General features: G+C 72.4%; 26 protein-coding genes and 1 riboswitch. Of the genes, 11 read left to right on the top strand and 15 right to left on the bottom strand.

Annotation, left to right across the window (positions count from 1 at the left end; genetic code table 11):
• Nucleotides 1–395 precede the first annotated feature (395 nt).
• A complete protein-coding gene (locus D581_RS0112005; protein ID WP_032752696.1) occupies nt 396–1,910 on the top strand; it encodes a phytoene desaturase family protein in 1,515 nt (504 codons plus the stop codon).
• Between the two features lie 60 nt (nt 1,911–1,970).
• Here the strand turns inward: D581_RS0112005 and D581_RS0112000 are convergent, their stop codons facing one another.
• From D581_RS0112000 to D581_RS0111975, 6 genes are all read right to left on the bottom strand, one after another.
• Nucleotides 1,971–2,876, bottom strand: coding sequence for a hypothetical protein (locus D581_RS0112000; RefSeq protein WP_018957463.1), 906 nt, complete (start codon nt 2,874–2,876; stop codon nt 1,971–1,973).
• A gap of 49 nt (nt 2,877–2,925) precedes the next feature.
• Nucleotides 2,926–3,843, bottom strand: coding sequence for a methylenetetrahydrofolate reductase [NAD(P)H] (gene metF / locus D581_RS0111995; protein WP_026290439.1), 918 nt, complete (start codon nt 3,841–3,843; stop codon nt 2,926–2,928).
• A 212-nt stretch (nt 3,844–4,055) separates the two neighbouring features.
• Entirely contained in the window at nt 4,056–4,706 is a 651-nt protein-coding gene (gene thiE / locus D581_RS0111990; RefSeq protein ID WP_018957461.1) for a thiamine phosphate synthase, read from the bottom strand.
• A gap of 83 nt (nt 4,707–4,789) precedes the next feature.
• Entirely contained in the window at nt 4,790–5,155 is a 366-nt protein-coding gene (locus tag D581_RS0111985; RefSeq protein WP_007451303.1) for an Rv2175c family DNA-binding protein, read from the bottom strand.
• Nucleotides 5,156–5,235: 80 nt separating this feature from the next.
• Nucleotides 5,236–6,477 (bottom strand): FAD-dependent oxidoreductase, encoded by a 1,242-nt coding sequence (locus D581_RS0111980; RefSeq protein ID WP_018957460.1) that lies wholly within the window; start codon nt 6,475–6,477, stop codon nt 5,236–5,238.
• A gap of 79 nt (nt 6,478–6,556) precedes the next feature.
• Nucleotides 6,557–6,898 carry an avidin-fold protein gene (locus D581_RS0111975; RefSeq protein WP_007451299.1) on the bottom strand — a complete coding sequence of 114 codons (342 nt, stop codon included), beginning with the start codon at nt 6,896–6,898 and terminating at the stop codon, nt 6,557–6,559.
• A gap of 51 nt (nt 6,899–6,949) precedes the next feature.
• Nucleotides 6,950–7,062, top strand: a riboswitch (TPP riboswitch).
• Here D581_RS0111975 and thiO point away from each other — a divergent pair.
• The 5 genes from thiO to D581_RS0111950 all read left to right on the top strand — a co-directional run bounded on the left by thiO (nt 7,060) and on the right by D581_RS0111950 (nt 12,278).
• A complete protein-coding gene (gene thiO / locus D581_RS0111970; RefSeq protein WP_018957459.1) occupies nt 7,060–8,280 on the top strand; it encodes a glycine oxidase ThiO in 1,221 nt (406 codons plus the stop codon). It overlaps the preceding riboswitch by 3 nt.
• Nucleotides 8,277–8,543 (top strand): sulfur carrier protein ThiS, encoded by a 267-nt coding sequence (gene thiS / locus D581_RS0111965; RefSeq protein ID WP_018957458.1) that lies wholly within the window; start codon nt 8,277–8,279, stop codon nt 8,541–8,543. The genes thiO and thiS overlap by 4 nt, the downstream gene beginning before the upstream one ends.
• 2 nt (nt 8,544–8,545) lie before the next feature.
• Nucleotides 8,546–9,340 (top strand): thiazole synthase, encoded by a 795-nt coding sequence (locus D581_RS0111960; protein ID WP_018957457.1) that lies wholly within the window; start codon nt 8,546–8,548, stop codon nt 9,338–9,340.
• Between the two features lie 103 nt (nt 9,341–9,443).
• Nucleotides 9,444–11,375, top strand: coding sequence for a Stk1 family PASTA domain-containing Ser/Thr kinase (pknB, locus tag D581_RS0111955; RefSeq protein ID WP_018957456.1), 1,932 nt, complete (start codon nt 9,444–9,446; stop codon nt 11,373–11,375).
• Between the two features lie 6 nt (nt 11,376–11,381).
• A complete protein-coding gene (locus tag D581_RS0111950; RefSeq protein WP_018957455.1) occupies nt 11,382–12,278 on the top strand; it encodes a deoxyribonuclease IV in 897 nt (298 codons plus the stop codon).
• Here the strand turns inward: D581_RS0111950 and D581_RS0111945 are convergent.
• Entirely contained in the window at nt 12,245–12,877 is a 633-nt protein-coding gene (locus tag D581_RS0111945) for a sulfite oxidase-like oxidoreductase (RefSeq protein WP_018957454.1), read from the bottom strand. The two genes, D581_RS0111950 and D581_RS0111945, sit on opposite strands and share 34 nt — an antisense overlap.
• Before the next feature lie 158 nt (nt 12,878–13,035).
• Between D581_RS0111945 and bfr the strand changes: the two genes are divergently transcribed.
• On the top strand, nt 13,036–13,515 hold the full coding sequence (gene bfr / locus D581_RS0111940) for a bacterioferritin (protein WP_018957453.1): 480 nt from the start codon (nt 13,036–13,038) through the stop codon (nt 13,513–13,515).
• 56 nt (nt 13,516–13,571) lie between these two features.
• On the opposite strand, the gene D581_RS0111935 is transcribed toward bfr, so the two are convergent.
• Both D581_RS0111935 and D581_RS0111930 read right to left on the bottom strand, forming a co-directional pair.
• Complete coding sequence (locus tag D581_RS0111935; RefSeq protein ID WP_018957452.1) at nt 13,572–13,877, bottom strand: (2Fe-2S)-binding protein; 306 nt, start codon at nt 13,875–13,877, stop codon at nt 13,572–13,574.
• Nucleotides 13,878–14,053: 176 nt separating this feature from the next.
• Nucleotides 14,054–15,400, bottom strand: a complete 1,347-nt coding sequence (locus D581_RS0111930; RefSeq protein ID WP_032752694.1) for a class II 3-deoxy-7-phosphoheptulonate synthase — start codon at nt 15,398–15,400, stop codon at nt 14,054–14,056.
• Between the two features lie 103 nt (nt 15,401–15,503).
• On the opposite strand from D581_RS0111930, the gene D581_RS1000000140685 reads away from it, so the two are divergent.
• Nucleotides 15,504–15,572: a trp operon leader peptide gene (locus D581_RS1000000140685; protein ID WP_106431529.1), complete on the top strand. Its 69-nt coding sequence runs from the start codon at nt 15,504–15,506 to the stop codon at nt 15,570–15,572.
• A gap of 123 nt (nt 15,573–15,695) precedes the next feature.
• The gene (locus D581_RS0111925) at nt 15,696–17,597 is read left to right on the top strand and encodes a phenazine-specific anthranilate synthase component I (RefSeq protein ID WP_018957450.1); all 1,902 of its coding nucleotides are present in this window, start codon (nt 15,696–15,698) and stop codon (nt 17,595–17,597) included.
• A gap of 46 nt (nt 17,598–17,643) precedes the next feature.
• On the opposite strand, the gene D581_RS0111920 is transcribed toward D581_RS0111925, so the two are convergent.
• From D581_RS0111920 to D581_RS0111905, 4 genes are all read right to left on the bottom strand, one after another.
• Nucleotides 17,644–18,639 (bottom strand): 2-hydroxyacid dehydrogenase, encoded by a 996-nt coding sequence (locus tag D581_RS0111920; protein ID WP_018957449.1) that lies wholly within the window; start codon nt 18,637–18,639, stop codon nt 17,644–17,646.
• Between the two features lie 106 nt (nt 18,640–18,745).
• Nucleotides 18,746–19,450, bottom strand: coding sequence for a response regulator transcription factor (locus D581_RS0111915; protein ID WP_018957448.1), 705 nt, complete (start codon nt 19,448–19,450; stop codon nt 18,746–18,748).
• Nucleotides 19,447–20,700 (bottom strand): MacS family sensor histidine kinase, encoded by a 1,254-nt coding sequence (gene macS, locus D581_RS0111910; protein ID WP_018957447.1) that lies wholly within the window; start codon nt 20,698–20,700, stop codon nt 19,447–19,449. Before macS ends, D581_RS0111915 begins: the two co-directional genes overlap by 4 nt.
• A gap of 33 nt (nt 20,701–20,733) precedes the next feature.
• Nucleotides 20,734–21,525, bottom strand: coding sequence for a lysophospholipid acyltransferase family protein (locus D581_RS0111905; RefSeq protein WP_026290436.1), 792 nt, complete (start codon nt 21,523–21,525; stop codon nt 20,734–20,736).
• Nucleotides 21,526–21,747: 222 nt separating this feature from the next.
• Between D581_RS0111905 and D581_RS0111900 the strand changes: the two genes are divergently transcribed.
• Both D581_RS0111900 and D581_RS0111895 read left to right on the top strand, forming a co-directional pair.
• Nucleotides 21,748–22,527 carry an alpha/beta fold hydrolase gene (locus D581_RS0111900; RefSeq protein ID WP_018957445.1) on the top strand — a complete coding sequence of 260 codons (780 nt, stop codon included), beginning with the start codon at nt 21,748–21,750 and terminating at the stop codon, nt 22,525–22,527.
• Nucleotides 22,520–23,215 carry a hypothetical protein gene (locus tag D581_RS0111895; protein ID WP_018957444.1) on the top strand — a complete coding sequence of 232 codons (696 nt, stop codon included), beginning with the start codon at nt 22,520–22,522 and terminating at the stop codon, nt 23,213–23,215. Before D581_RS0111900 ends, D581_RS0111895 begins: the two co-directional genes overlap by 8 nt.
• Here D581_RS0111895 and D581_RS0111890 read toward each other — a convergent pair.
• Together D581_RS0111890 and D581_RS0111885 are read right to left on the bottom strand one after the other, a co-directional pair.
• Nucleotides 23,182–23,985, bottom strand: a complete 804-nt coding sequence (locus tag D581_RS0111890) for an endonuclease/exonuclease/phosphatase family protein (protein WP_018957443.1) — start codon at nt 23,983–23,985, stop codon at nt 23,182–23,184. The two genes, D581_RS0111895 and D581_RS0111890, sit on opposite strands and share 34 nt — an antisense overlap.
• A 79-nt stretch (nt 23,986–24,064) precedes the next feature.
• Nucleotides 24,065–25,006 carry an ROK family glucokinase gene (locus D581_RS0111885; protein WP_018957442.1) on the bottom strand — a complete coding sequence of 314 codons (942 nt, stop codon included), beginning with the start codon at nt 25,004–25,006 and terminating at the stop codon, nt 24,065–24,067.
• Between the last annotated feature and the right edge of the window lie 85 nt (nt 25,007–25,091).

Below are 25,091 nucleotides of genomic sequence, written 5' to 3'. Positions count from 1 at the left end.
GACGGGTCCGGGGCGGGAAACGTACCGGGAAAGCCGAAGACGCCGGCCGCTGACGTTCGCATCCCCCGCGAACCTCACCGGACCGGCGTCTTCCGTGCTTCCGGAAACCCGTTCCCCGTGACCCCGTGTCCCCCGTGGTCCCCGGGTCTCCGTCGTGCACCCCCGTTGCGTCGGGGGAACCGTGCCGTTCCGCCGCCCCGTGCCGGCGGTCCTGGCGCAGCGCCCCTTCCGTGGTCATCACTCTGCCGTCCCCGCAGGTGGGGGCCTATCCGCGTAGCTACTCATCTCCGTCCCTGAGTACGGGTACTCAGGGCCCCGCGCCGAACCCCACCCGGGCCCCGCGCGGGGTCGTTGTGATCGCCTGCGTGTCGGTCATCCCGGATAAAGTCACCGGCATGGCACGAATTTCGGTGATCGGCGCCGGGACGGGCGCGATGGCGGCGGCCGCCCGGCTGGCCGTGGCGGGCGAGACGGTGACGGTCTACGAGCGGTCCGCGAGTTACGGCGGCTCGGTCGGCCGCCATGAGCACGAGGGCTTCGTCTTCGACACCGGGCCCGGGCTGCTGCATCTCCCCGCCGTCCAGCGGGACCTCTTCGTGAAGACCGGCAAGGAGTCGCTGGAGCGGTCCGTGACCCTGACGCAGGTCGATCCGGCGAGCCGCCATCTCTTCGCGGACGGCACGGCCGTGTCCCTGCCCAACGCCTCCCGGGCCGGGGTGGCCACCGCCCTCGACGCCGCCCTCGGTACGGGCGCCGGGGCACGCTGGAGCGGCTTCATGGACCGGGCCCGGGACGCCTGGGACCGGTCGCGGCGGCCGCTCCTGGAGGAGCCCCTGCGGGCGGACCACCAGGTGCTGGGGCGCGATCCGTATCCGGCGGTGCGGCAGCGCCGCCTGCTGCGCGGCTCCCGGCAGGCGGCCACGGTCGCGGAGATCGGCGCGTGGGAGCTGGCGGACGCCCGGCTCGCCGCCCTGCTCGACGGGTACGCGCTGTCCCACGGCCTCGACCCGCGCACCGCCCCCGCGAGCGCCGCGCTGCTGCCGTACATGGAGCAGACCTTCGGCAGCTGGTACGTGATGGGCGGGATGCGCGAGCTGGCGCGGGCGGTGTACGAGCGGTGCGTGGCCCGCAGGGTGCGGTTCGTCTTCGGGGCCGAGGTGGTCCGGGTCGTCGAGAAGGACGGCCGGGCGGCGGGTGTGGAGCTGGCGGACGGTGAGGTGGCCGAGGCGGACCGGGTGGTGCTCGGGGTCCGGCCGCGCCCGGGTCTGGTGCCGGGTCAGCAGGTGTGGGGCGGAGGCGATGTGACGGTCCGGCCGGGCTCCGGTGCGGGCGCGGCGGGCCGGTTCACGGTGCTGCTGTCGCTGCGCGGGGCCCGGGAGGCGGACGCGGTGCACCGGACCGTGGTGCACGGCGCCGACGGGGCGGCGGAGCAGGAGGCGGTGTTCGGGGGGCGGGTCGCCGGGAGCCCCACGGTGACGGTGCTGCGCCCCGACGATCCGGCGACCCGTCCGGACGCGGAGCACGAGGCGGTGACGCTCACCGCGACGGTGGCTCCGCAGGGGCCGGTCGACTGGCGGGACGCCGGGGTGCGGCAGCGGTTCGCCGAGGTCCTGGTGGAGCGGGCGGCGGCGGCCGTTCCCGGGCTGCGGGAGCGGATCCTGCACACCGAGGTCCGCACGCCCGCGGAGACCGAGGACGGGACGGGCGCCGAGGGCGGTGCGGTGCCGCCGCCCGCGCTGGCCGGGGCCGGCGGCGCGTATCTGCACCCGGGCAACCTCACGCGGCTGCCGGGGCTGTACCTCGTCGGCGGCTGGTCGCACCCGGGCGGCGGGCTGGCGCACGCCGGGATGTCGGGGGCGCTGGTGGCCGGGCTGGTCGTGGAGGGCGACGACTTCCGCGGCTCACGCTGAGCGGGAGAGGGCTGCGCGTGTGCCGCTGCCGAGGGGCCTTCCCCCGGCAGCGGCGCGGCTTCAGTAGCGGTACTGCTCGTTCTGGCCGCTGTCGTAGCCGTTGCCGTTGGCGTACGGAGCGGGCGTCGCGGGCTGCTCCGGCGGCATCGGGGGGTACTGCTCGGTGTCGCGCTGCTGCGGGACCCAGACGCCGCCGGGCGGGGTGTCGGCGACGTAGCCCTGGACGTAGGGGTCGGGGTGGCTCTGCTGCCCGCCCTGGCTGTCGTGGCCGTCGCCGCCCTGGCCGTAGGCGTCGTGACCGCCGTAGGAGGAAGCTCCGTTGGTGGTGCCGATGTACGGGTCGGAGTAGGCGGCGTAGCTCTGCGGGCCGGTGCCGTAGTCGTAGGTTCCGGCGTAGGGGTCCTGGGCCGGGGGCTGTTCGTAGCCGGTGTACGGGTCGTACGCGGCGTACTGCGGCTGGGCCGAGGGGTCGGCCTCGTGGCCGTGTCCCTGGCGGGCGCTGCCGTTCGCGTCGTGGCCCGTGTCCCCGTACACGCCGTACTGGCCGGTGTCGTCGGGCAGGGGCTGCGGTGCGTAGACGGACTGGGCGGGCGGGCCGGCCGGGGGCTGGTCGTACCCGGGGCCTGTGACCTCCAGGTCCGAGACCTCCAGCGTGGGCTCCTTCACGGCGGCGCCCTCGCCGCCGCCCCTGCGGCGACGGCTCTCCCCCGGACTGCCGCCTATGGCCCAGCCGGTGGAGAAGCCGCGCCGGAAGGACAGCGTCACAAAGGTCTGGCCGGTGGCGAAGGCCAGCGTCCCGACGACGATGACCGGAACGGAGGCCAGCAGCACCCCGACCACCACGCCGAGGAAGCCGCCGAAGGCGAGGAGCCGCCAGCGCAGTCGTGCCTTGTACTGCAACAGCACCTCGCCGAGCAGCCACAGGGCCACCAGACCGAAAGCGATGTAGAGGACCGTCCAGCCCACGCCCGCCCCCTCCTTCGGCCGTAGCCGCGTCGGCGGCGGGTACGACCGGTCACGACTGCTTGTGCAGTCCGAGTTTTTCGTAGATTTCGAGCGTAGCCGTCGAGTTGTTGAGCGTGATGAAGTGCAGTCCGGGCACACCCTCGGACAGCAGCTTCGCGCAGAACTCCGTTGCGAACTCGATGCCAATGGAGCGTACAGCGGCTGGATCGTCCTTGGCTGCGAGGATGCGCTCTTTCAGCGACGCGGGCACGGTCGCGTTGCTGAGCTGGGAGAACTTTTCCAGTTGCTTCACGCTGGTAAGGGGCATGACCTCGGGGATCACCGGCGTTTCGCAACCCGCGGCGACCACACGGTCACGCATCCGGAGATAGTCCTCCGGACGGAAGAACATCTGGGTGATCGCATAATCCGCGCCCGCCCGGCACTTGTCCACGAAATGGCCGATGTCCGTCTCCCAGTCGGACGACCGGGGGTGCATTTCGGGAAATGCCGCCACGCCGACGCAGAAGTCGCCCGACTCCTTGATGAGACGGACCAGGTCGGCGGCGTACTTCACCCCCTGCGGGTGCTCGACCCACTCGCCCATCGGGTCGCCCGGCGGGTCGCCGCGGACCGCGAGGATGTTCCTGATGCCCGCGTCGGCGTACTGCCCGACCATGTTGCGCAGCTCGGCGACGGAGTGGTTGACCGCGGTGAGGTGGGCGACCGGGGTGAGGGTGGAGTCGGCGGCGATCTGCTGGGTGGCCCGGACCGTCCCGGCGCGGGTGGAACCGCCGGCGCCGTACGTCACGGAGACGAAGCTGGGACGGACCGCCTCGACGCGCCGGAGCGCGTTCCAGAGGTTCCGCTCGCCCTTCTCCGTCTTGGGCGCCCAGAACTCGAAGGAGTACGACGTCTTGCCGGTCGCTAGCTGGTCACGCACGGTGCGCGCGTGATCCGTCCTGGTGGAGGGTGTGCCAAGGGCCATAGGGGGAGGTTAACCAGACGGGGAACGCTCCCCCAACCGGCGCAACCGACTTTGTCTCGTTTTGCCGGACTGTTGTCCATCCCTCGGACAAGTGAGACGGGAGGTTCCGCGCCGGCGCGGAACCTCGACAGATGCGTCGGTACGCGGGCCGGCATGCGGGGGCGGCGCGCTGATCGGCGCACTGATCGGCGCACTGATCGGCGCGCAGAGAATCAGAGCGCGCGGGCCCTGACGCGTCGGGCCAGCTCGGCGGTGGCGGCGGCGGGATCGTCGGCCTCGGTGATGGCCCGGACGACGACGACACGGCGGGCTCCGGCGTCCAGCACCTGGTCCAGATTGCCCGCGTCGATCCCGCCGATCGCGAACCAGGGCCGTGACCCGCCGAGGGAGGCGGTGTAGCGCACGAGGTCGAGGCCGGGGGCGTGGCGGCCGGGCTTGGTGGGGGTGGGCCAGCAGGGGCCGGTGCAGAAGTAGTCCACACCCTCCTGGGCGAGCACCGCGTCGACCTCGGCCTCGGCGTGCGTGGAGCGGCCGATCAGGCGGTCGGCGCCGATGATCGCCCGGGCGGCGGGGACCGGGAGGTCGCCCTGGCCGAGGTGGAGCACGTCGGCGCCGATGGCGTGGGCGACGTCGGCGCGGTCGTTCACCGCGAGGAGCTTGCCGTGCCGGCGGCAGGCGTCGGCGAACACGGCGAGGTGCTCCAGCTCCTCGGCGGCCTCCATGCCCTTGTCCCGGAGCTGGACGATGTCGACGCCGGCGGCGAGCACCGCGTCCAGGAAGGCGGGGAGGTCACCCTGGCGCTTGCGGGCGTCCGTGCACAGGTAGAGCCGGGCATCGGACAGCTGCTCGCGAGGCGTGGACATGGGTGGGCTCCCCCGTGGTCGTGACGGTGCACGGGCCGCGCCGGGCGGCCCGTGCACTGCTTTCCGTTTTCCGTCGTATCGGTTCAGACGGCGAGCGCCTGGGCGCGGCGCTTCACCTCCGTACCGCGATTCTCGCTCAGCGCCTGCGCGGGGGTGCCGGGCAGGGTCGGGTCGGGAGTGAAGAGCCACTCCAGCATCTCTTCGTCGGAGTAGCCGTCGTCCCTCAGGAGGGTCAGGGTGCCGGAGAGGCCCTTGACCACCTTGTCGCCGTCGATGAAGGCGGCGGGCACCTGGAGCGCCCGGTTCTCACCACGGCGTACGGCGATGAGCTGGCCATCCCTGACCAGCTGCCGTACGCGCGTCACCTGGACATCGAGCATTTCCGCGATGTCGGGAAGGTGGAGCCAGGCGGGGACGAGAGCATCGGTCTTTGCGTCAATCTCGGTCACAGGGACAAGCGTGCCATCCCGGACTGACAGCCGGTAGCCGGGCCGACCGTACGGGGGCGGCCCGGCGGGTCACCGGTCCGTCACAGGGCGGCGGACTTCAGCGGTACGGCGGGGTCGGCCACCTTCTCCGGGTCGAGGGCGGCCCCCGACTCGATGAGCCTGCGGCCCTGGGCGAGGTCGCGCGGGCGGCCCACGGCGAGCACCGCCACCAGCGCGCCGTCGCGCAGCCAGCACACCGACCAGGCGGTGTCCGCCCCGTCTCCGCGCCACACCAGGGTGTCGGCGTCCGCGTGGTGGCCGGCGTACTGCACGAAGCGGCCGAACTGCTCGGACCAGAAGTACGGGACGGGGTCGTAGACGGGGAGCGGCTCCCCGGCCTGTACGGCCATGATCGCGGCGGCCGCGGTGCGTGGGCCCTGGAGGGCGTTGTCCCAGTGGTGGACCAGCAGGCGTGTCCCGTAGCGGGCGGAGGGGAAGGAGGCGCAGTCCCCGACCGCGTACACATCGGGCACCGAGGTGCACAGGGCGCTGTCGGCGGTGACCGAGCCGTCCGGGCCGAGCGCGACCCCGGAGCCGGCGAGCCAGCGGGTGGCGGGGCGCGCGCCGATGCCGACGACCACGGCCCCGGCGGGCAGGACCCGGCCGTCGTCGAGGACGACGGCCCCCTCCTCGACGCGGTCGACCCGGGTCCCGGTGAGGAGTTCGGCGCCGCTGTCGGCGTACCAGGCGGTCATCGGGGCGGCCACCTCGGCGGGCAGGGTGCCCGCGAGCGGGCGGGCGGCGGCCTCGACGACGGTGACGGTGCAGCCCGCGGAACGGGCGGCGGTGGCGAACTCCGCGCCGATCCAGCCCGCCCCGACGACGACCACGTCGTGCTGCCGGTCCAGGACGGGCCGCAGCCGGGCGGCGTCGTCGAGGGTGCGCAGCAGGTGGACGCCGGGCACGCCCTCGGCGCCGGGCAGGGTCATGGGCTCCGCGCCGGTCGCGAGGACCAGGGCGTCGTAGGACACCGGCCCGTCGGCGGTGTCCAGCACATGGTCGGCGGCGCGCAGGGCGGTGACGTCCAGGCCGAGGCGCAGGGTGATGTCCAAGGCCTCGAAGTCGACGTCGAAGGCGGAGTCCTCGGCCTTGCCCAGCAGGACGGCCTTGGACAACGGCGGCCGGTCGTAGGGCTGATGGGGTTCGGCGCCGATCAGGGTGACGGGCCCGGTGAAGCCCGCCTCGCGCAGGGCCACGGCGCTCTGCACGCCCGCCATGCCCGCCCCGACGACCACGACGTGCCGTGCCTGCCGCGCCGCCCGCTGTTCCGTCTGCTCGCTCACCCGTCCACCTTAATCACCTGACGGACCATCAGGTAGGGGGGTGGCGGAAAGGAACCCGGGAAGGAACCCGGGAGGGAGCTCAGGAAGGAAGCTGTTCCACCACGCTGGTGCCGCTGCCCTCCTGGGACTCCCAGGCCCACCGCTCCTCCAGCCGCACCCGGCCGTCGGCGAGGTCGACGACCGTGGAGAGGCAGTGCCCGGACGAGGTCGTTCCGTCCTGCTTGAGCTGCACGTAGCGGAAGTCCAGCGCGTCCCCGTCGCGGGTGCCGACGAGATGACCGCGGACCACGTCGCCGCCCGCGTACTCGGCCCAGATCCGGCCGTCCAGCTCGTGGTACGTGAAGCGGGTGCGGGTGCCGACCTGGCCCGGGGCCTGGTCGGCGACGGGTGACAGGACGAGTCCGTCGAGCGAACGGGCCATGGCGGGCGCTCCTCTACTGGCCGGGGGCGGCGGGGTTTAGGGTGGCCAAGGTAGAACACTCGCGGGAGCCCGGACGCACCGGGCTGAGAGGGAGGCTGGCCGGCCTCCGACCGTACGAACCTGCTCCGGGTCATGCCGGCGAAGGGAGGGGCTGGACACCCATGCGCGTCTCGGAGAGAAGCTCCGGATCCGATGCCCTCGTCAAGAGAGGCTCCGGATCCGACGTCCTCGTCATCGGGGGCGGAATCATCGGCCTGGTCACGGCGTGGCGGGCCGCCCAGCGGGGGCTGCGCGTCACGGTCGCGGACCCGGAACCGGGCGGCGGCGCCGCCCAGGTCGCGGCGGGCATGCTGGCCGCCGTCACCGAACTGCACTACGGCGAGCAGATGCTGCTCGGGCTCAACCTCGCCTCCGCCGCCCGCTATCCCTCGTTCGTCGCCGAGCTGGAGGAGGCGAGCGGCCGGGACACCGGCTTCCGGACCTGCGGCACGCTCGCCGTCGCACTGGACTCCGACGACCGGGCGCATCTGCGCGAACTGCACGCCCTCCAGGAGCGTTCGGGCCTGGAGTCGGTCTGGCTGAGCGGCCGTGAGTGCCGCCGCCTGGAGCCGATGCTGGCCCCGGGCGTCCGGGGCGGCCTCCGGGTCGACGGCGACCACCAGGTGGATCCCCGCCGCCTCGCCTCGGCGCTGCTGACCGCGTGCGAACGGGCCGGGGTCGCGTTCCGCCGGGCGACCGCCGAGCGGCTCACGGTTACCGGGGGCCGGGCCGCCGGGGCGCTGCTCGGCGACGGTTCGGAGTTCGCGGCCGATCAGGTCGTGCTCGCCGCCGGTAGTCTCAGCGGCCGGCTCGCCGGGCTCCCGCCGGAGCTCCTGCCGCCGGTCCGCCCGGTCAAGGGCCAGGTGCTCCGGCTCACCGTGCCCCGGGCGTACGCCCCCTTCCTCAGCCGCACCGTGCGCGCCGTGGTCCGGGGCGGCCACCTCTACCTCGTGCCGCGCGAGAACGGCGAGCTGGTCGTCGGCGCCACCAGCGAGGAGATGGGCTGGGACACCACGGTCACCGCCGGCGGGGTGTACGAGCTGCTGCGCGACGCCCACGAGCTGGTACCGGGCATCACCGAGCTGCCGCTCACCGAGACCCGGGCCGGTCTGCGTCCCGCTTCGCCCGACAACGCCCCGCTGCTCGGCCCGACCGCCCTGCCCGGTCTGCTGCTCGCCACCGGCCACCACCGCAACGGCGTTCTGCTGACGCCGGTCACCGGGGACGCGATGGCCGACGTCCTGACCACCGGCGAGCTGCCCGAGACGGCCCGCCCCTTCACCCCCGGCCGTTTCGAGACCGCCGCCCTCGCCGCCCCCGTACTCCAGGAGCAGCCCGTATGACCCAGCAGCACGCCGTACCGGAATCCGGCGCCACCGTCTCCGTCCCGGTGTCCGCCGCCACCGTCTCCGTCTCGGTGAACGGGGACGTCCGTGCCGTTCCCGCCGGGACGGATCTGGGCGCCCTCGTCGCCACGCTGACCCCGGCCCGCTCCGGGGTCGCCGCCGCCGTCAACGAGAGCGTCGTCCCGCGCGGCCAGTGGGCCGCGACGACGCTCGGCGAGGGCGACCGCGTCGAGGTCCTGACCGCGGTACAGGGAGGCTGAGCATGTCGGACGACGTCTTCACGCTGGGGCCCGCCACGTATGGCTCCCGGCTGATCATGGGCACCGGCGGGGCCCCGAGCCTGGAGGTGCTGGAGCGCTCGCTGATCGCGTCCGGCACCGAGCTGACCACGGTCGCGATGCGCCGGCTGGACCCGACCGTGCGGGGTTCCGTGCTCTCGGTGCTGGAGCGGCTCTCCATCCAGGTCCTGCCGAACACCGCCGGCTGCTTCACCGCGGGCGAGGCGGTGCTGACCGCCCGGCTGGCCAGGGAAGCGCTGGGCACCGACTGGGTGAAGCTGGAGGTGGTGGCCGACGAGCGGACCCTCCTGCCCGATCCGATCGAGCTGCTGGACGCGGCCGAGGTCCTGGTCGACGACGGGTTCACCGTGCTGCCCTACACCAACGACGATCCGGTCCTGGCCCGGAAGCTGGAGGACGTGGGGTGTGCGGCGATCATGCCGCTCGGCTCCCCCATCGGCTCCGGGCTGGGCATCCGCAACCCGCACAACTTCGAGCTGATCGTCGAGCGGGCCGGGGTGCCGGTGATCCTCGACGCGGGGGCCGGGACCGCCTCGGACGCGGCGCAGGCGATGGAGCTGGGGTGCGCCGCTGTGATGCTCGCCTCGGCGGTGACCCGGGCCCAGGAGCCGGAGCTGATGGCGGGGGCGATGCGTCACGCGGTGGAGGGCGGGCGGCTCGCGTACCGGGCGGGCCGGATTCCGCGCCGCCACTTCGCCGAGGCGTCCTCGCCGGTGGACGGGCGGGCGGCACTCGACCCGGAGCGCCCGGCGTTCTGAGCGACGGTACGTGGTCGGGGGCGCCGCCCCCGAACCCCCGCTCCTCAATCGCCGGAGGGGCTTGCGTTGCGGGGGTGTCGGTGGCGGCTCGTAGACTCTCGGGGTGGACACGACCCTCCAGGACCCTCTCGTCGGGCAGCTGCTCGACGGCCGGTATCGCGTTGAGGCGCGCATCGCCGTCGGCGGGATGGCCACGGTCTACCGGGCCGTGGACACCCGCCTGGACCGGGTGCTCGCCCTCAAGGTGATGCACCCGGCGCTCGCCGCCGACGTCTCGTTCGTCGAGCGCTTCATCCGGGAGGCCAAGTCGGTGGCCCGCCTGGCGCACCCCAACGTCGTCGCGGTCTTCGACCAGGGCGCCGAGGGCGCGTATGTCTACCTCGCGATGGAGTACGTGGCGGGCTGCACCCTGCGCGACGTGCTGCGCGAGCGCGGGGCCCTCCAGCCCCGGGCGGCGCTGGACATCCTGGAGCCGGTCCTCGCCGCGCTCGGCGCCGCGCACCGGGCCGGGTTCGTGCACCGCGACATGAAGCCGGAGAACGTCCTGATAGGGGACGACGGCCGGGTGAAGGTCGCCGACTTCGGCCTGGTCAGGGCGGTCGGCACGGCCACCGACACGACCGGCTCGCTGCTGGGCACGGTGTCCTACCTGGCCCCCGAGCAGATCGAGCACGGCAGCGCCGACACCCGCAGCGACGTGTACGCCTGCGGGGTCGTGCTCTACGAGATGCTGACCGGCGTCAAGCCGCACACCGGCGAGAACGCCGCCCAGGTCATCTACCGGCACCTCAACTCCGACGTCCCGGCCCCGTCCGCCGTCGTGCCGGGGCTCCCGGTCGCGCTGGACAGCCTGGTGGCGAGCGCGACCGCCCGCAATCCCGAGGTGCGCCCGCACGACGCGGTGCTGCTGCTGGCCGAGGCGCGTGAGGCCCGTGCCACGCTGACCGACGCCGAGCTGGACGCCGTACCGCCGGGGGCTCTGTCGGATGCCCATGACGGCGCGGACGACCGTACGAGCGTGATCCCGCGGGCCCTCCCGGCGGACGGCGACGGAGCCGGAGTGCACCGCACCAGCCGGCTGGTGATGCCGCCCGCGGACCCTGCCGCTCCCCGGCGCGGGACCGGCCGTCGGGGCCCGTTCGGCGGGCCGCACCGCAAGCTGATCATGGCGCTCACCGCCGTCCTGCTGACGCTGGGCATCGGGACGGGCGTCTGGTACATCAACTCCGGGCAGTTCACCCAGGTCCCCTCGCTGCTGGGCCAGACCCAGCAGACCGCCGAGAAGCGGCTCTCCGACGAGGGGCTCGGGCTCAAGGGCGTGGAGCGGGTCTTCAGCGACACCGTCGAACGGGGCTCGGTCGTGAGCAGCGACCCCGCCTCGGGTGACCGGATCCGGGGCAACGGCTCGGTGAGGCTCGTCGTCTCGCGGGGTCCGGAGATCGTGCGGGTGCCCGATGTGGTGGGCCGCTCCCTCGCGGACGCCCGGCGCTCCCTGAAGAAGGTGGGCCTGGTCCCCGGGATGGTGACCAGGGAGTTCAGCCAGGACGTGGCCCGCGGCGAGGTGATCCGCACGGATCCCCGCGCGGGCACCGACCGCACCCCGGACACGGCGGTGGCGCTCGTCGTCAGCAAGGGCGCCCCGATCGACGTCCCGGACGTCACCGGGCTCTCCGCCGAGGAGGCCACCGCCGAGCTGGCGGCCGAGGGGCTGAAGTCCGAGGTGCTGCCGGGCCGGGTCCACTCCGCCGAGGCCGAGGGCGATGTGGCCGAGCAGTCCCCCGGCGGAGGAACCGAGGCCGCGGAGGGCGACACGATCGAGCTGACCGTCTCCAAGGGCCCCCGGATGCTGGACGTCCCGGACGTCACCGGCCGGGACGTCGACGAGGCGCGGAGCACCCTGGAGGAGGCGGGCTTCGACGTGAAGGTCGACCGGCCGTTCCTCTCCTTCAGCGACACGATCGCGAGCCAGTCCGTGGACGGCGGCGAGCAGGCCCCCGAGGGGTCCACGATCACGATCAAGACCAAGGGGTTCTAGAACCAGATGCACGCTCTGCGCAATCCGGTGGGTGGACACGTCCCGGTGGCCGGCGGTCTGGCCAAGGTCGGCCTGGAGTACGCCCGGGAGCTGGCGGCGGAGACCGTGCAGGTCTTCGTGGCCAATCCGCGCGGCTGGGCCACGCCCGCCGGGAACCCGGCGCAGGACGAGCTGTTCCGGGCCGCGTGTGCGGCGGAATCGATCCCGGCGTACGTCCACGCCCCGTATCTGATCAACTTCGGCTCGCACACCGAGGCGACGGTCGAGAAGTCCGTGGAGTCCCTACGCCACTCACTGCGGCGGGCCCGCGAGATCGGCGCGCTGGGCGTGGTGGTGCACACCGGTTCGGCGACCGGCGGACGGCCGCGCGCCGATGCGCTGGCCCAGGTGCGCGAGCACATGCGCCCGCTGCTGGACGAGCTGACCCACGACGACTCCCCGGATCTGCTGCTGGAGTCGACGGCCGGCCAGGGCTTCTCGCTCTGCTCGCGGACCTGGGACTTCGGTCCGTACTTCGAGGCGCTGGACTCCCACCCGAAGCTGGGCGTCTGCCTGGACACCTGCCACATCTACGCCGCCGGGCACGATCTGGCCGGCCCCTCGGGGATGCGGCAGACGCTCGACCTGCTGGTGGACACGGTCGGCGAGGGACGGCTCAAGCTGATCCACGCCAACGACTCCAAGGACGTCGTGGGCGCCCACAAGGACCGGCACGAGAACATCGGCGCCGGTCACATCGGGGTGGAGCCCTTCCGGGAGCTGCTCGCGCATCCGGCGACCGAAGGCGTGCCGCTGGTCATCGAGACGCCCGGCGGCAAGGACGGGCACGCGGCGGACGTGGCCCGGCTGAAAGGGCTACGGGAGACGGGTCAGAGCTCGGGGCCGTCCCCGGGCTCCTCCTGATAGGAGTAGCGCTGCTCGCCCCAGGGGTCGCCGATGTTGTGGTAGCCCCGCTCCTCCCAGAATCCGCGCCGGTCCGCCGTCATGTACTCGATGCCCCGGACCCATTTGGGGCCTTTCCAGGCATACCGATGCGGGACGACGAGGCGGAGCGGGAAGCCGTGCTCGGCGGTGAGGAGTTCGCCGTCCTTGTGGGTGGCGAACAGGGTGCGTTCGGAGGCGAAGTCGTCGAGGCGCAGGTTCGATGAGAAGCCGTACTCCGCCCAGACCATCACATGGGTGGCGTCGGGGGCGGGCGGTGCCAGTTCGAGGACCGTACGGGCGGGGATCCCGCCCCATTCGGCGCCGATCATGCTGAACTTCGTCACGCAGTGCAGATCGGCGACGACCGAGGAGAACGGCAACGCCGAGAACTCCTGGTGGTTCCAGCAGTGCTTGTCACCGTCGGCGGTGGCCCCGAAGACCCGGAACTCCCAGCGGTCGGGCTTGAACTTGGGAACGGGCCCGTAGTGGGTGACCGGCCATCCGCGTTGCAGTCGCTGTCCCGGCGGAAGCTCGGACTGCTCTGCCTCGCGGTTTTCCCGGCTTTCCGGCTGACCCATGCCTCCATGGTGACAGACAGGCAGGGGTGGTCATGACCAGGGGAGTATCCCATCCGGGCAACTCGTACTAAGCGTGCACTTACTGGACGGCCGCCGGGCGCGGTGCGAGGATCTCGCCAACTCGCCAGATCGATCACCGGTTGGAAGGAGCCTTTGCCATGCAGGGCGACCCCGAGGTCCTTGAGTTTCTCAACGAGCAGCTGACCGCCGAATTGACTGCCATCAACCAGTACTTCCTGCACGCCAAGATGCAGGACAACTTCGGGTGGACGAAGCTCGCCAAATACACCCGGGCCGAGTCCTTCGACGAGATGAAGCACGCCGAGATCCTCACCGACCGGATCCTGTTCCTCGAAGGGCTGCCGAACTACCAGCGGCTCTTCCATGTGCGGGTGGGCCAGACGGTCACCGAGATGTTCCAGGCGGACCGCCAGGTCGAGGTGGAGGCGATCGACCGCCTCAAGCGCGGTATCGAGGTGATGCGCGGCAAGGGCGACATCACGTCCGCGAACATCTTCGAGTCGATCCTGGCGGACGAGGAGCACCACATCGACTATCTCGACACCCAGCTGGAGCTGGTCGAGAAGCTCGGTGAGCCGCTCTACATCGCCCAGCTGATCGAGCAGCCGGACAGCTGACCGGGGCCGCACCCGGGCGGAGACTGTTCACGGGGCGCGCGGGGCGCGCGGGGCGGTCAGGCGGCGTCGGAGAGCGTCACGTCGCGGATCGCGCCGATGGCGGCTGCCGCGGCGGCCGATGCCGCGACGGTCGCGGCGACCGGGTGCGCGAGGGAGCCGGTCGCGGGTTCCTGCCGCTGGTCGAGCAGCTCACGACGGGGGCAGTCGCCCCGGCCCAGCAGCGCCTGGATGCGGCGTACACATCCACCGCAGTCCGTCCCGGCCTTGCAGGCCGAGGCGATCTGCCGGGGTGTGCAGGCTCCGGCGTCCGCATGCTTCTTGACCTGTGCTTCCGTGATGCCGAAGCAGGAACAGACGTACATGCGGTTCACCTCCCTGCGGGTCGGTCACGGGCGCCGCTCCGATTTCCACGGTGAGGCTAACCTAACCTTACCCGCCGCTCAACCGGCGTAAAAGCCCGGATACGACTGTGGGGCACGGATCACATGGATCCGTGCCCCACAGGTGCGACTGCCGGGAACCCTCCCGGCCCGCCGGGCTACTGGTCGCGGTACATCTCGGCGACGAGGAAGGCCAGGTCGAGGGATTGGCTGCGGTTGAGCCGGGGGTCGCAGGCCGTCTCGTAGCGCTGGTGCAGGTCGTCCACGAAGATCTCGTGGCCGCCGCCCACGCACTCGGTGACGTCGTCGCCGGTCAGCTCCACGTGGATGCCGCCCGGGTGGGTGCCGAGGCCCTTGTGGACCTCGAAGAAGCCCTTGACCTCGTCCAGGACGTCGTCGAAGCGGCGCGTCTTGTGGCCGGAGGCGGCCTCGAAGGTGTTGCCGTGCATCGGGTCGGTCACCCAGGCGACGGTCGCGCCGGAGGCGGTGACCTTCTCGACCAGCTCGGGGAGCTTGTCGCGGACCTTGTCGGCGCCCATCCGGACGACGAAGGTCAGCCGGCCCGGCTCGCGCTCGGGGTCGAGGCGGTCGACGTAGCCGAGCGCCTCGTCGACCGTGGTCGTCGGGCCGAGCTTGATGCCGATCGGGTTGCGGATCCGGGCGGCGAACTCGATGTGCGCGCCGTCCATCTGGCGGGTGCGCTCACCGATCCAGACCATGTGGCCGGAGGTGTCGTACAGCTCGCCGGTGCGCGAGTCCGTACGGGTCAGCGCCGACTCGTAGTCCAGCAGCAGCGCCTCGTGCGAGGCGTAGAACTCGACCGCCTTGAACTCGGCCGGGTCGGTGCCGCACGCCTTCATGAAGTTCAGCGCGTTGTCGATCTCGCGGGCCAGCGCCTCGTAGCGCTGGCCGGCGGGGGACGACTTCACGAAGTCCTGGTTCCAGGCGTGGACCTGGCGCAGGTCGGCGTAACCGCCGGTGGTGAAGGCGCGCACCAGGTTCAGCGTGGAGGAGGACGCGTGGTACATCTGCTTCAGCCGCGCGGGGTCCGGGATCCGGGCCTCCTCGGTGAAGGCGAAGCCGTTCACCGAGTCGCCGCGGTAGGTCGGCAGGGTCACGCCGTCGCGGGTCTCGGTCGACTTGGAGCGCGGCTTGGAGTACTGGCCCGCGATGCGGCCGACCTTCACCACGGGCACGGAGGCCGCGTAGGTCAGGACGGCGCTCATCTGGAGCAGCGTCTTCAGCTTGGCCCTGATGTGCTCGGCGGACACGGCGTCGAAGGCCTCGGCGCAGTCGCCGCCCTGCAGCAGGAACGCCTCGCCCTTGGCGACGGCTCCCAGGCGGGCGCGCAGCTGGTCGCACTCGCCGGCGAAGACGAGCGGCGGATACGACGCGAGGTCCGCGAGTACATCGCGCAGGGCCTCGGAGTCGGGGTACTCGGGCTGCTGCGCCGCGGGAAGGTCTCGCCAGGTGTTGCCACCGGCGACGGAGGTATTGGCGTTCACGGTCACGAGCACAACATTACGGGGTCGCAAGAGGCGTCCAGCCGTGCGCTCAACAGATGAGACACGCGCTCCGATGCCCTGACCGGTCCGCTAGGGTCGGGGCATGTCGACGCGACTGATCGAGATCTCGATCCAGAACTGGTGGTGGACCGCTCATCCGGCGGCCCGCTGATTCATCGCGCTGACACTTCGCGAAGGCCGCCCGAGGGGCGGCCTTTCTGCGTTGCGGAGCCGTTCCTCCCCTGTGAATCCCGTACGGAACGCCGTACGGGCCGTCCGGAAGGAACCTGCTCCCATGTCGCAGACCGCATCCCGCTCCGCCTCCGGTCTCGTCCGCCGGCTGCTGGCGGAGGACGCCCCGCCGTTCGCCCTGCTGCGCCGGCGCACGCCAGGCCGTGACCACGATCACGTCGAACTGCTGATCGGCGGGGTGCGGGAGGCGGCCCGGCTGGCCGACCTGCCGGTGGGGGCGGCGCCCGCGCTGGCCCTGGTGCCTTTCCGGCAGATCGCCGAGCGCGGCTTCGACGTGCGCGACGACGGCACCCCGCTGAGCGTGCTGGTCGCCGACGAGACGCACGAGCTGGAGCTCGCGGAGCTGCTGGCGGCGCTGCCCGGCCATGACGTGCGGGTGGAGGACCGTGGCTTCGACGTGGAGGACGCGGAGTACGCGGAGATCGTGCGGCGGGTGATCCGGGACGAGATCGGGCAGGGCGAGGGCGCGAACTTCGTGATCCGGCGGACGTTCCGGGGCGAGATCCCCGGGTTCGGGCGGGCGGACGCGCTGGCGCTGTTCCGGCGGCTGCTGGCGGGCGAACGGGGCGCGTACTGGACGTTCGTGGTGCATACCGGGGACAGGACGCTGGTGGGGGCGAGTCCGGAGGTGCAGGTACGGATGTCCGGCGGGACGGTCGTGATGAACCCGATCAGCGGGACGTACCGCTACCCGGCCGATGGGCCCACCGCCGAGAGCTTGCTGGCGTTCCTGGGGGACCGCAAGGAGAGCGAGGAGCTGTCCATGGTGGTCGACGAGGAGCTGAAGATGATGTGCACGGTGGGCGACATGGGCGGGGTGGTGGTCGGGCCCCGGCTCAAGGAGATGGCGCACCTCGCGCACACCGAGTACGAGCTGCGCGGGAAGTCCTCGCTGGATGTGCGGGACGTGCTGCGCGAGACGATGTTCGCGGCGACCGTCACCGGCTCCCCGGTGCAGAACGCGTGCCGGGTCATCGAGCGGTACGAGTCCGGGGGCCGCGGCTACTACGCGGGCGCGCTGGCCCTGCTGGGCACGGACGCGAGCGGGGCGCAGACGCTGGACTCGCCGATCCTGATCCGTACCGCCGACATCGCCCCGGACGGCTCGCTGAAGGTGCCGGTCGGGGCCACCCTCGTACGCCACTCGGACCCGGAGAGCGAGGTCGCCGAGACGCATGCCAAGGCGGCCGGGGTGCTCGCCGCGCTGGGGGTGCGGCCGGGCCGGCCCGGGGCGGAGGCGGACCGCCCGCGGCTGGCGTCCGACCCCCGGGTGCAGGCGGCGCTGGACGACCGGCGCGGAGGGCTCGCGCCGTTCTGGCTGCGGATGCAGGAGCGCACCCGGGATCTTTCGGGGCACGCGCTGGTGGTGGACGGCGAGGACACGTTCACCGCGATGCTGGCCCATCTGCTGCGGGCGTCCGGTCTCGACGTCTCGGTGCGCCGCTATGACGAGCCGGGACTGCGCGAGGTGGTCCGGGCACACGAAGGGCCCGTGGTGCTGGGCCCGGGGCCGGGCGATCCGGGCGATCTCACCGATCCGAAGATGCGGCTGCTGCGGGAGATCACCGCCGAGCTGGTGCGGGACCACCGGCACGGACTGCTGGGGGTCTGCCTCGGGCACGAGCTGATCGCGGCGGAGCTGGGTCTGGAGATCGTGCGCAAGGCCGTGCCGTACCAGGGGGCGCAGACCCGGATCGAGCTGTTCGGCCGGCCGGAGACGGTGGGTTTCTACAACAGCTTCACCGGGCGGTGCGACGGCCCGGCCGCCGTCGAGCTGGCCGCGCACGGGATCGAGGTGAGCCGCGACGAGGCGAGCTGCGAGCTGCACGCGCTGCGCGGTCCCGGCTTCGCCTCCGTGCAGTTCCACCCGGAATCGGTGCTGACGGTGCGGGGCTCGGTGATCGTGACGGAGCTGCTGGCGGGGCTCCCGGTGGTGCGGAGCTGAGAGGCTGCCCGCCCCGAGGTCACCCGACGGCCTCTGAGGGGCGGCATCACGCCCTCGGCACGAGGACGTTCTCGCTGTGGCGGCGGGCCAGGTAGTCGGTGACGTTCTTGACGGTCGCGTCGATGATCTGGCCCACCGCGTCCTCGGTGTAGTACGCCTGGTGGGAGGTGACGACGACGTTGGGGAAGGTCACCAGACGGGCGAGGGTGTCATCGTCGATGCCCTCCAGGGACTTGTCGAGGAAGAACAGCCCGGCCTCCGCCTCGTACACGTCGAGTCCGACGCCGAGGAAGCGGCCCGCGCGCAACTCGGTGACCAGGGCGGCGGTGTCGACGAGGCCGCCGCGGCTGGAGTTGACGAGGATCGCGTCGTCCTTCATCGCCTTGAGGGCGGCCGCGTCCAGGATGTGGTGGGTGCTGGGCAGCAGCGGCACATGCAGGCTGATCAGGTCGGCCTCGGCGAACAGCCGGTCCTTGTCGACGTACTCCATGCCCAGCTCGACGCAGGCCGGGTTCTGGGCCACGTCCCAGCCGAGCAGCTTCATGCCGAAGCCGTGGGCGATCCGGGTGAACGCCTCGCCGATCTTCCCGGTGCCGAGCACCCCGACGGTCCGGCCGCGCATGTCCCGGCCGAGCAGCCCGTCCAGGCGGAAGTCGAAGTCCCGGGTGCGGCTCGCGGCGCGGATGATGCGCCGGTTGACGGCCATGGCGAGCGTCCAGGCGAATTCGGCGACCGAGTACGGCGAGTAGTACGAGACCCGGGCGACGCGCAGGGCGAGGCGCTCGGCGACCTCCAGGTCGATGTTGTTGAAGCCGGTGGAGCGCTGGGCGATCATCTGCGTGCCGCCCGCGGCGAGCGTCTGGAGCACCTGGGGGCCGAGGTCGGCGTTGACGCTGGTGGAGACGATCTCATGGCCGGCCGCGATGGGGGCGGTGTCCCGGTTCAGGAAGACGTCCAGGCAGCGGACCTCGTGCAGCCCCTCGAAGGCCTTCTCGATCAGGGGCTTCTCGTCGGACTGCACACCGAAGGCCAGGATTTCCACCGGTACTCCCTCTGTTTCCGCGGGCGGGCCGCACATCGCGCATGTCCGGACAGCGCGAAGGGGGCCGGACATCGCGAATATACGGCTCCGCCCCCGGCCCCGCCGGTCAGACGTCGTCGAGGCCGCGCTCGATGGCGTACCGCACGAGCTCCACCCGGTTGTGCAGCTGGAGCTTGCCGAGGGTGTTCTGCACATGGTTCTGCACGGTGCGGTGCGAGATGACCAGGCGCTCGGCGATCTGCTTGTACGAGAGCCCCTTGGCGACCAGGCGCAGCACCTCGGTCTCCCGGTCGGTGAGCTGCGGGGCCTTGGGCTCGTTCGACGCCACGGGAACGGGGTCGGAGGCGAGCCGGCGGTACTCGCCGAGGACCAGGCCCGCCAGGCCCGGGGTGAAGACCGGGTCGCCGGCCGCGGTGGAGCGGACCGCGTCGGTCAGCTCCTGGGTGGAGGCGGACTTCAGCAGATAGCCGGTGGCCCCGGACTTCACCGCCTCCAGGACGTCGGCGTGCTCACCGCTCGCGGAGAGGACCAGGACCCGCAGGCCCGGGTGGGAGCCGACGAGCTCCTTGCAGACCTGGACGCCGGGCATGCCGGGGAGGTTCAGGTCGAGGACCAGGACGTCCGGGCTCACGGCCTTGGCCCGGCGGACCGCCTGCGGGCCGTCCCCGGCGGTCGCGACGACGTCGAAGCCGGACTCGGCCAGATCGCGGGCGACCGCGTCGCGCCACATGGGGTGGTCGTCGACGACCATGACCCTGATGGGCCGGTCCCCGGCCCCCTGCTCGTCCTGCGCCGTGCTCTGTGTACTCATCGGGCCGATCCTGCCTTCCCCCGGGAAACCTTCGGTGCTTTGGGAACCTTCAACTCGACCTCGCAGCCCTGTCCGGGCACCGAGATCAGCTCTGCCGTGCCGCCCAGGTCGCGCAGCCGGCCCCGGATGGACAGCGCGACGCCGAGCCGCCCCTCCCCCTCCGCCTGGGCGAGCCGCCCCTCCGGAATGCCGGGGCCGTCGTCCCGGACGGTGACGATCACCTCGTCCGGCTCGTCCTCGACCAGGATCCACGCCTGGGCGTCCGGACCGGCGTGCACGGTCACGTTGTCCAGGGCGGCGCTGACGGCGGCGGCCAGCTCACGGGCCGACTCGGCGGGGAGCAGAACCGGGGCGCCCGGCTCCGCGAAGCTCGTGCGGGATCCCGCGTGCGGGGCGAGCAGGGCGCGCAGGTCGCACGCGGCCCCGGCGCCGGAGCCTTCGTCGTCGTCCACGTCGACCGTGCGGACGACGGCCCCCTCGGCGGCGTCCTCGGAGACCCGGGTCAGTGGGACCAGGCCGCTGGAGACCAGGGTGCGCAGGGCGACCTCCTGCTCCCCCGCCATCCGGCCCAACTCGGCCGCCTCGCCGCCGATGGCGGTGCCCCGGCGCTGGACCATGGCGAGGACCTGGAGCACGCTGTCGTGGATGTCGCGGGCGAGCCGTTCGCGTTCGCGGGTGGTGGCCTCGATCTCCAAAGCGCGGGCCAGGGTGCGTTCACTGGCCCGGGCGACCTCGACGACGTACCCGATGGCGATGGAGGCGACCCAGACCAGCAGGACGTTGTGGTAGGTGTCCCGGCTGGGCTCGCCGCGCTGGATGATGTTGGCGGCGGCGACGAACGTGGAGGCGAAGGCCGCCCACCGCCAGCCGCCCTTGATCGCGAAGGCGAGGACCGCGCCGGCCGTCCAGATCGACGGCAGCGTCGGGCCGTCGAACGACTGGGAGTCGAAGTCGGCGAGCGGGGTGAGCAGGATGCCGGTCAGCGCGACGACCAGGTCCGCGACGAGGAAGCGTTTGGTGCAGCTCGCCGCCGAGCGGACCTTCGGCAGCGTGGCGAGCGTCCAGACGAGGAGGAACGCCAGATAGGCGACGGCCACCCAGGGCCGCTCGAACCTCTGCCGGCCGAAGTCGTCCTTCCCGAAGATCGCGAGCAGCACCGCGTAGAGCATCGTCAGGACGCGGTAGCCCGTCAGCGCGCGCCAGAGCGGCAGCTCGACCGACATCCGTACGACCCGCTCACGCTTGGCCATGGCCCCCCACCCCCCGGACGGTGAACGACGCGGTTACGCGCCGGACCGTTCCGTTCCGTTCTCGTCGCTCGCGGCGGTCTGCTGCTGGGCGCGCTTGGCCTCTTCGGCCCTGGCCTTCGCCTCCTGGGCCCGCGCCTTCGCCTCGTCGGCGATCTGACGCTTGGCGGCGGTGGCGTAGACGTCCACGTACTCCTGGCCGGAGAGCTTCATGATCTCGTACATGACCTCGTCGGTCACCGAGCGCAGGATGAAGCGGTCGCCGTCCATGCCCTGGTAGCGGCTGAAGTCCAGCGGCTTGCCGATCTTGATGCCGGGGCGCATCAGCTTGGGCATCACCTGGCCGGGCGGCTGGATCTTCTCGGTGTCGATCATGGCGACCGGGATCACGGGCGCTCCGGTGGCCAGCGCGACCCGGGCCAGACCGCCGGGCTTGCCCCGGTAGAGGCGGCCGTCGGGCGAGCGGGTGCCCTCGGGGTAGATGCCGAAGAGGCCGCCGCTCTCGACGACCTGGATGCCCGCCTTGATCGCCGCCTCGCCCGCGCCGCGCGCTCCGGAGCGGTCGACGGGGAGCTGGCCGACGCCCTTGAAGAAGGCGGCGGTGAGCTTGCCCTTGACCCCGGGGGCGGTGAAGTACTCGGCCTTGGCGATGAAGGTGACCTTGCGGTCCAGCACGGCCGGGAGGAAGAACGAGTCGGAGAACGACAGGTGGTTGCTCGCGAGGATCGCCGGACCGCGCTCGGGGATGTTCTCCAGGCCCTCCACCCACGGCCGGAAGGCGAGCTTCAGGGACCCGCCGATGGAGAACTTCATTGCGCCGTAGATCAACTCTTGTGCCTCCTGTGTGCTGTGGTTGAGACCTTAGCCTGTGAGGTCCTCGCGGCCTGTGCCCGGCATGGGCGGACCGGACTGCCCGCGCGGGCCGTGCGGGGCGGCCCCAGGGGGGCGTGACGGCCCTGGTCGGTGTCGGTCCGGTCGCGTACGGTGAAGTCATCCGTCAAGCACTCCCCCAGGTGCCCGCCCGCCCCGTCCCACGAACAGGAGACCCTGGTGCCGGTCCTCCCTGGAGCCGAGCCGTTCCGCCACGAGGGCGGAGAGGTCGGCGTCCTCCTCTGTCATGGCTTCACCGGATCGCCGCAGTCGCTGCGCCCCTGGGCGGACTATCTCGCCGAGCGCGGGCTGACGGTCTCGCTGCCGCTGCTGCCGGGCCACGGCACCCGCTGGGAGGACATGGCGGTCACCGGCTGGCAGGACTGGTACGCGGAGGTGGACCGGGAGCTGCGGGTCCTCGGAGAGAAGTGCGAGCGGGTCTTCGTCTTCGGTCTGTCCATGGGCGGCGCGCTGAGCCTGCGGCTCGCGGCCAAGCACGGGGACGCGATCAGCGGTCTGGTGTTGGTCAACCCGGCCAACAAGGTGCACGGCCTCTCGGCGTACGCCCTGCCGGTGGCCCGTCATCTGGTGCGGACGACCAAGGGCCTGGCCGGCGACATCGCGCTCCCGGGCTCGCACGAGGTGGGCTACGCCAAGGTGCCGCTGCACGCCGCGCACTCGGTGCGGAAGTTCTTCCGGCTGGTCGACGGGGAGCTGCCGCAGGTGACCCAGCCCGTGGTGGTGCTGCACAGCGCGCAGGACCATGTCGTGCCGCCCGCGGACAGCGCGCGGATCCTGAGCCGGATCTCCTCGACGGACGTCTCGGAGATCCTGTTGGAACAGAGCTACCACGTGGCGACGTTGGACCATGACGCGGAGCGGATCTTCGATGAGAGCTACCGGTTCATCGGCCGTCTCGCACCGAGCGTCGGGATGAAGGGGAGCACGTCCGGTGGCTGAGCACGACGCGGAACGCACAGGCAGCGACGAGGAGCGCGAGCCGCGCCCCACGGAGCCCGCGGCCGTCCCCGAGGGGACGACGCCGGAGGGGGCGCAGGGAGCGGAGCAGGATCGGGCGATCGACGAGGACGCGGCGTGGGCCGCGATCGTCGAGGGGTACGGGGAGGAGCCGCCGGACCCGCCGGGCGCCAAGCCGTTCAAGGCTGTCGAGGACCTGGCGCTGCTGGAGGACGATCAGCGCAATGTGCTGGGGCCGAAGGACGGCTCCGCCGGTGATCAGGCGGACAAGGGGTCGGGCAAGACGCCCCCGAAGCCGCCGGAGAAGAAGCCGCTCGGCAGCTCCGTGGTCTTCGCGCCCGGTGTGGCCGGCCCCCGCGACTACGAGCTGCCCGAGTCCAAGGACGACGGCGTCGGCGAGCCGGACGACGGGGACGAGGGCCATTTCGTGCCCCCGGAGCCGCCGCCGCTGCCGGAGGCCGACGTCACGGCGAAGTTCGCCTGGCTCGCGGTGATCGGCGGGCCGGTCCTGATGCTGATCGCGGTGATGCTCCGCTGGGAGATGACGTGGTGGCTCACCACGCTCTGCGTCGGCGGTTTCCTCGGCGGCTTCGCCACCCTGGTGGCCAGGATGCCGCACGACGACGATGACGACACCTACGGCGACCCGGGGCGCGGCGCGGTGGTGTGAGGGCTTTCCCGCAGCCCTTGGCCCGCGGGAATCCTGAGGGCGGCCAGGACCGGCAGGTGGTCCGTGGCCGCCCTCAGGTCGTGTCCGCTCACCCCGTCCAGCCCGCTCGGCACACCGCAGCCGAGCACCTCGATGCCCGGGGTCGCGAAGACGGCGTCGATGCGCTTACGGGGTTCGGCGGGCGGGAACGTCAGCTCGCCGCCCCACGGAGCGACGGCCCGGCCGTCCTGGAGGGGCCCGGCCAGGTGCCGGAACGCCTTGCCGGCCGGTACGTCGTTGAGGTCGCCGCCCGCCACGGCGTGGTCCACGCCCATCGCTGCCAGCCGTTCCAGCAACAGGCCGGCCTGGGCGAGGCGTTCGTCGCGCTGGAGGCTCAGATGGCAGCTCAGCACCCCGAGCCTGGCCCCGGCGATCCGCACCACGGCGGTGGCGAAGCCCCTGCGGTGCAGGCCGGGGGTGAGCGGCAGCAGGACGTCCTCGGTGCGCTCGACGGCCACCCGGAGCGAGCACAGCAGCAGCGGCCCGGCGGCGGTGGCCCCGCCGCTCAGCACCACCAGGCCGCTGCTCTTGGCGAGCCGGGCCGCGGCCTTGCGCCAGCGGAAGAAGCGCGGGGCCTCCTGGACGAGGACCAGGTCGGGCGCGCACGCGCGGATGACGCGGGCCAGCGCGGCGGTGTCGTCGTGCATCGACCGGACGTTGTAGCTCAGCACTCTGATGACGGCTGAACCGTCCGGCTCGGTACGGGAGACGGGCAGGGGCGTCAGGACCATGCGGGTCACGATACGACGGACGCCCGCCGTGGCCCGGGAGGGCGACGACGGGCGTCCGGTGGGTCGGGTGAAGCCGTTCTCAGCCCTGGCGGGCCAGGTCGGCCGCGCCCACGAGCCCTGCCTTGCCGCCGAGTTGGGCGGCCAGCACCTGGGCGTGCGGGCGCCATTCGCCGCCGATCAGCCAGCGCCGGAACGACTTGCGGATCGGGTCGAGGACGAGCTCGCCCTCGTCCGACACACCGCCGCCGACGATGAACGCGGACGGGTCGAACAGCGAGGCGAGGTCCGCCAGTCCGGCGCCGGCCCAGCGGGCCAGCTCGCGGAACGAGTCGACGGCCACCGGGTCGCCCTGGCGGGCGGCCTCGCTGATGTGCTTGCCCTCGATGCCGTCCACCGAGCCGTCGCCGAGGCCGAGCAGCACGGCGGCGTTCTCGGGGGTGGCGTTGGCGCGCTGCTTCGCGTATCGGACGAGCGCGCGGCCGGAGGCGTACTGCTCCCAGCAGCCCTGGCTGCCGCAGCCGCAGAGCAGTCCGTCCGGGACGACCCGGATGTGGCCGAACTCGGCGGCCACACCGAAACGTCCGCGGCGCAGCTTGTTGCCGATGATGATGCCGCCGCCGAGGCCGGTGCCGAGCGTGATGCAGATGACGTCGTCGTGCCCCTGGCCGGCCCCGAAGCGATACTCGCCCCAGGCCGCGGCGTTGGCGTCGTTCTCCACGACGACGGGCAGGCCGACGCGCTGCTCGACCTTGTCCTTGAGCGGCTCGTGACGCCAGTTGATGTTCGGTGCGAAGAGCACGGTGGCGCGCTTGTCGTCGACGTAACCGGCGGCGCCGATGCCGACGGCCTCCACCTCGTGTCCCTCGCTCGCGCCGGCCACCGCCGCGCAGATCGCGTCGACGATGCCTTCGGCCGTCGGCGGGGTCGCCACCTTGAACGTCGAGAGGATCCGGCCCTCTTCGTCGACCACTCCAGCCGCGATCTTCGTGCCGCCGATATCGACGCCGATGGTGAGTCCCATGAATCCCTCAGTTTCGGTCGAGCCCCGCTAGGGGCAACCGTACCCGAGGCGTGGCCCGGCCCGGCCGGGACCGGTCGGTCCCGGC

Source organism: Streptomyces sp. CNB091 (assembly GCF_000377965.1).
This window is presented reverse-complemented; position numbering and strand designations above follow the sequence as displayed.

Excerpts from the sequence above, each read along its gene's own strand:
- D581_RS0112005 (WP_032752696.1), top strand. The coding sequence starts at position 396 with ATGGCACGAATTTCGGTGATCGGCGCCGGGACGGGCGCGATGGCGGCG.
- metF (WP_026290439.1), bottom strand. The coding sequence starts at position 3,843 with ATGGCCCTTGGCACACCCTCCACCAGGACGGATCACGCGCGCACCGTG.
- thiE (WP_018957461.1), bottom strand. The coding sequence starts at position 4,706 with ATGTCCACGCCTCGCGAGCAGCTGTCCGATGCCCGGCTCTACCTGTGC.
- D581_RS0111975 (WP_007451299.1), bottom strand. The coding sequence starts at position 6,898 with ATGGCCCGTTCGCTCGACGGACTCGTCCTGTCACCCGTCGCCGACCAG.
- thiO (WP_018957459.1), top strand. The coding sequence starts at position 7,060 with ATGCGCGTCTCGGAGAGAAGCTCCGGATCCGATGCCCTCGTCAAGAGA.
- thiS (WP_018957458.1), top strand. The coding sequence starts at position 8,277 with ATGACCCAGCAGCACGCCGTACCGGAATCCGGCGCCACCGTCTCCGTC.
- D581_RS0111960 (WP_018957457.1), top strand. The coding sequence starts at position 8,546 with ATGTCGGACGACGTCTTCACGCTGGGGCCCGCCACGTATGGCTCCCGG.
- D581_RS0111950 (WP_018957455.1), top strand. The coding sequence starts at position 11,382 with ATGCACGCTCTGCGCAATCCGGTGGGTGGACACGTCCCGGTGGCCGGC.
- D581_RS0111945 (WP_018957454.1), bottom strand. The coding sequence starts at position 12,877 with ATGGGTCAGCCGGAAAGCCGGGAAAACCGCGAGGCAGAGCAGTCCGAG.
- bfr (WP_018957453.1), top strand. The coding sequence starts at position 13,036 with ATGCAGGGCGACCCCGAGGTCCTTGAGTTTCTCAACGAGCAGCTGACC.
- D581_RS0111935 (WP_018957452.1), bottom strand. The coding sequence starts at position 13,877 with ATGTACGTCTGTTCCTGCTTCGGCATCACGGAAGCACAGGTCAAGAAG.
- D581_RS0111925 (WP_018957450.1), top strand. The coding sequence starts at position 15,696 with ATGTCGCAGACCGCATCCCGCTCCGCCTCCGGTCTCGTCCGCCGGCTG.
- D581_RS0111915 (WP_018957448.1), bottom strand. The coding sequence starts at position 19,450 with ATGAGTACACAGAGCACGGCGCAGGACGAGCAGGGGGCCGGGGACCGG.
- macS (WP_018957447.1), bottom strand. The coding sequence starts at position 20,700 with ATGGCCAAGCGTGAGCGGGTCGTACGGATGTCGGTCGAGCTGCCGCTC.
- D581_RS0111890 (WP_018957443.1), bottom strand. The coding sequence starts at position 23,985 with ATGGTCCTGACGCCCCTGCCCGTCTCCCGTACCGAGCCGGACGGTTCA.
- D581_RS0111885 (WP_018957442.1), bottom strand. The coding sequence starts at position 25,006 with ATGGGACTCACCATCGGCGTCGATATCGGCGGCACGAAGATCGCGGCT.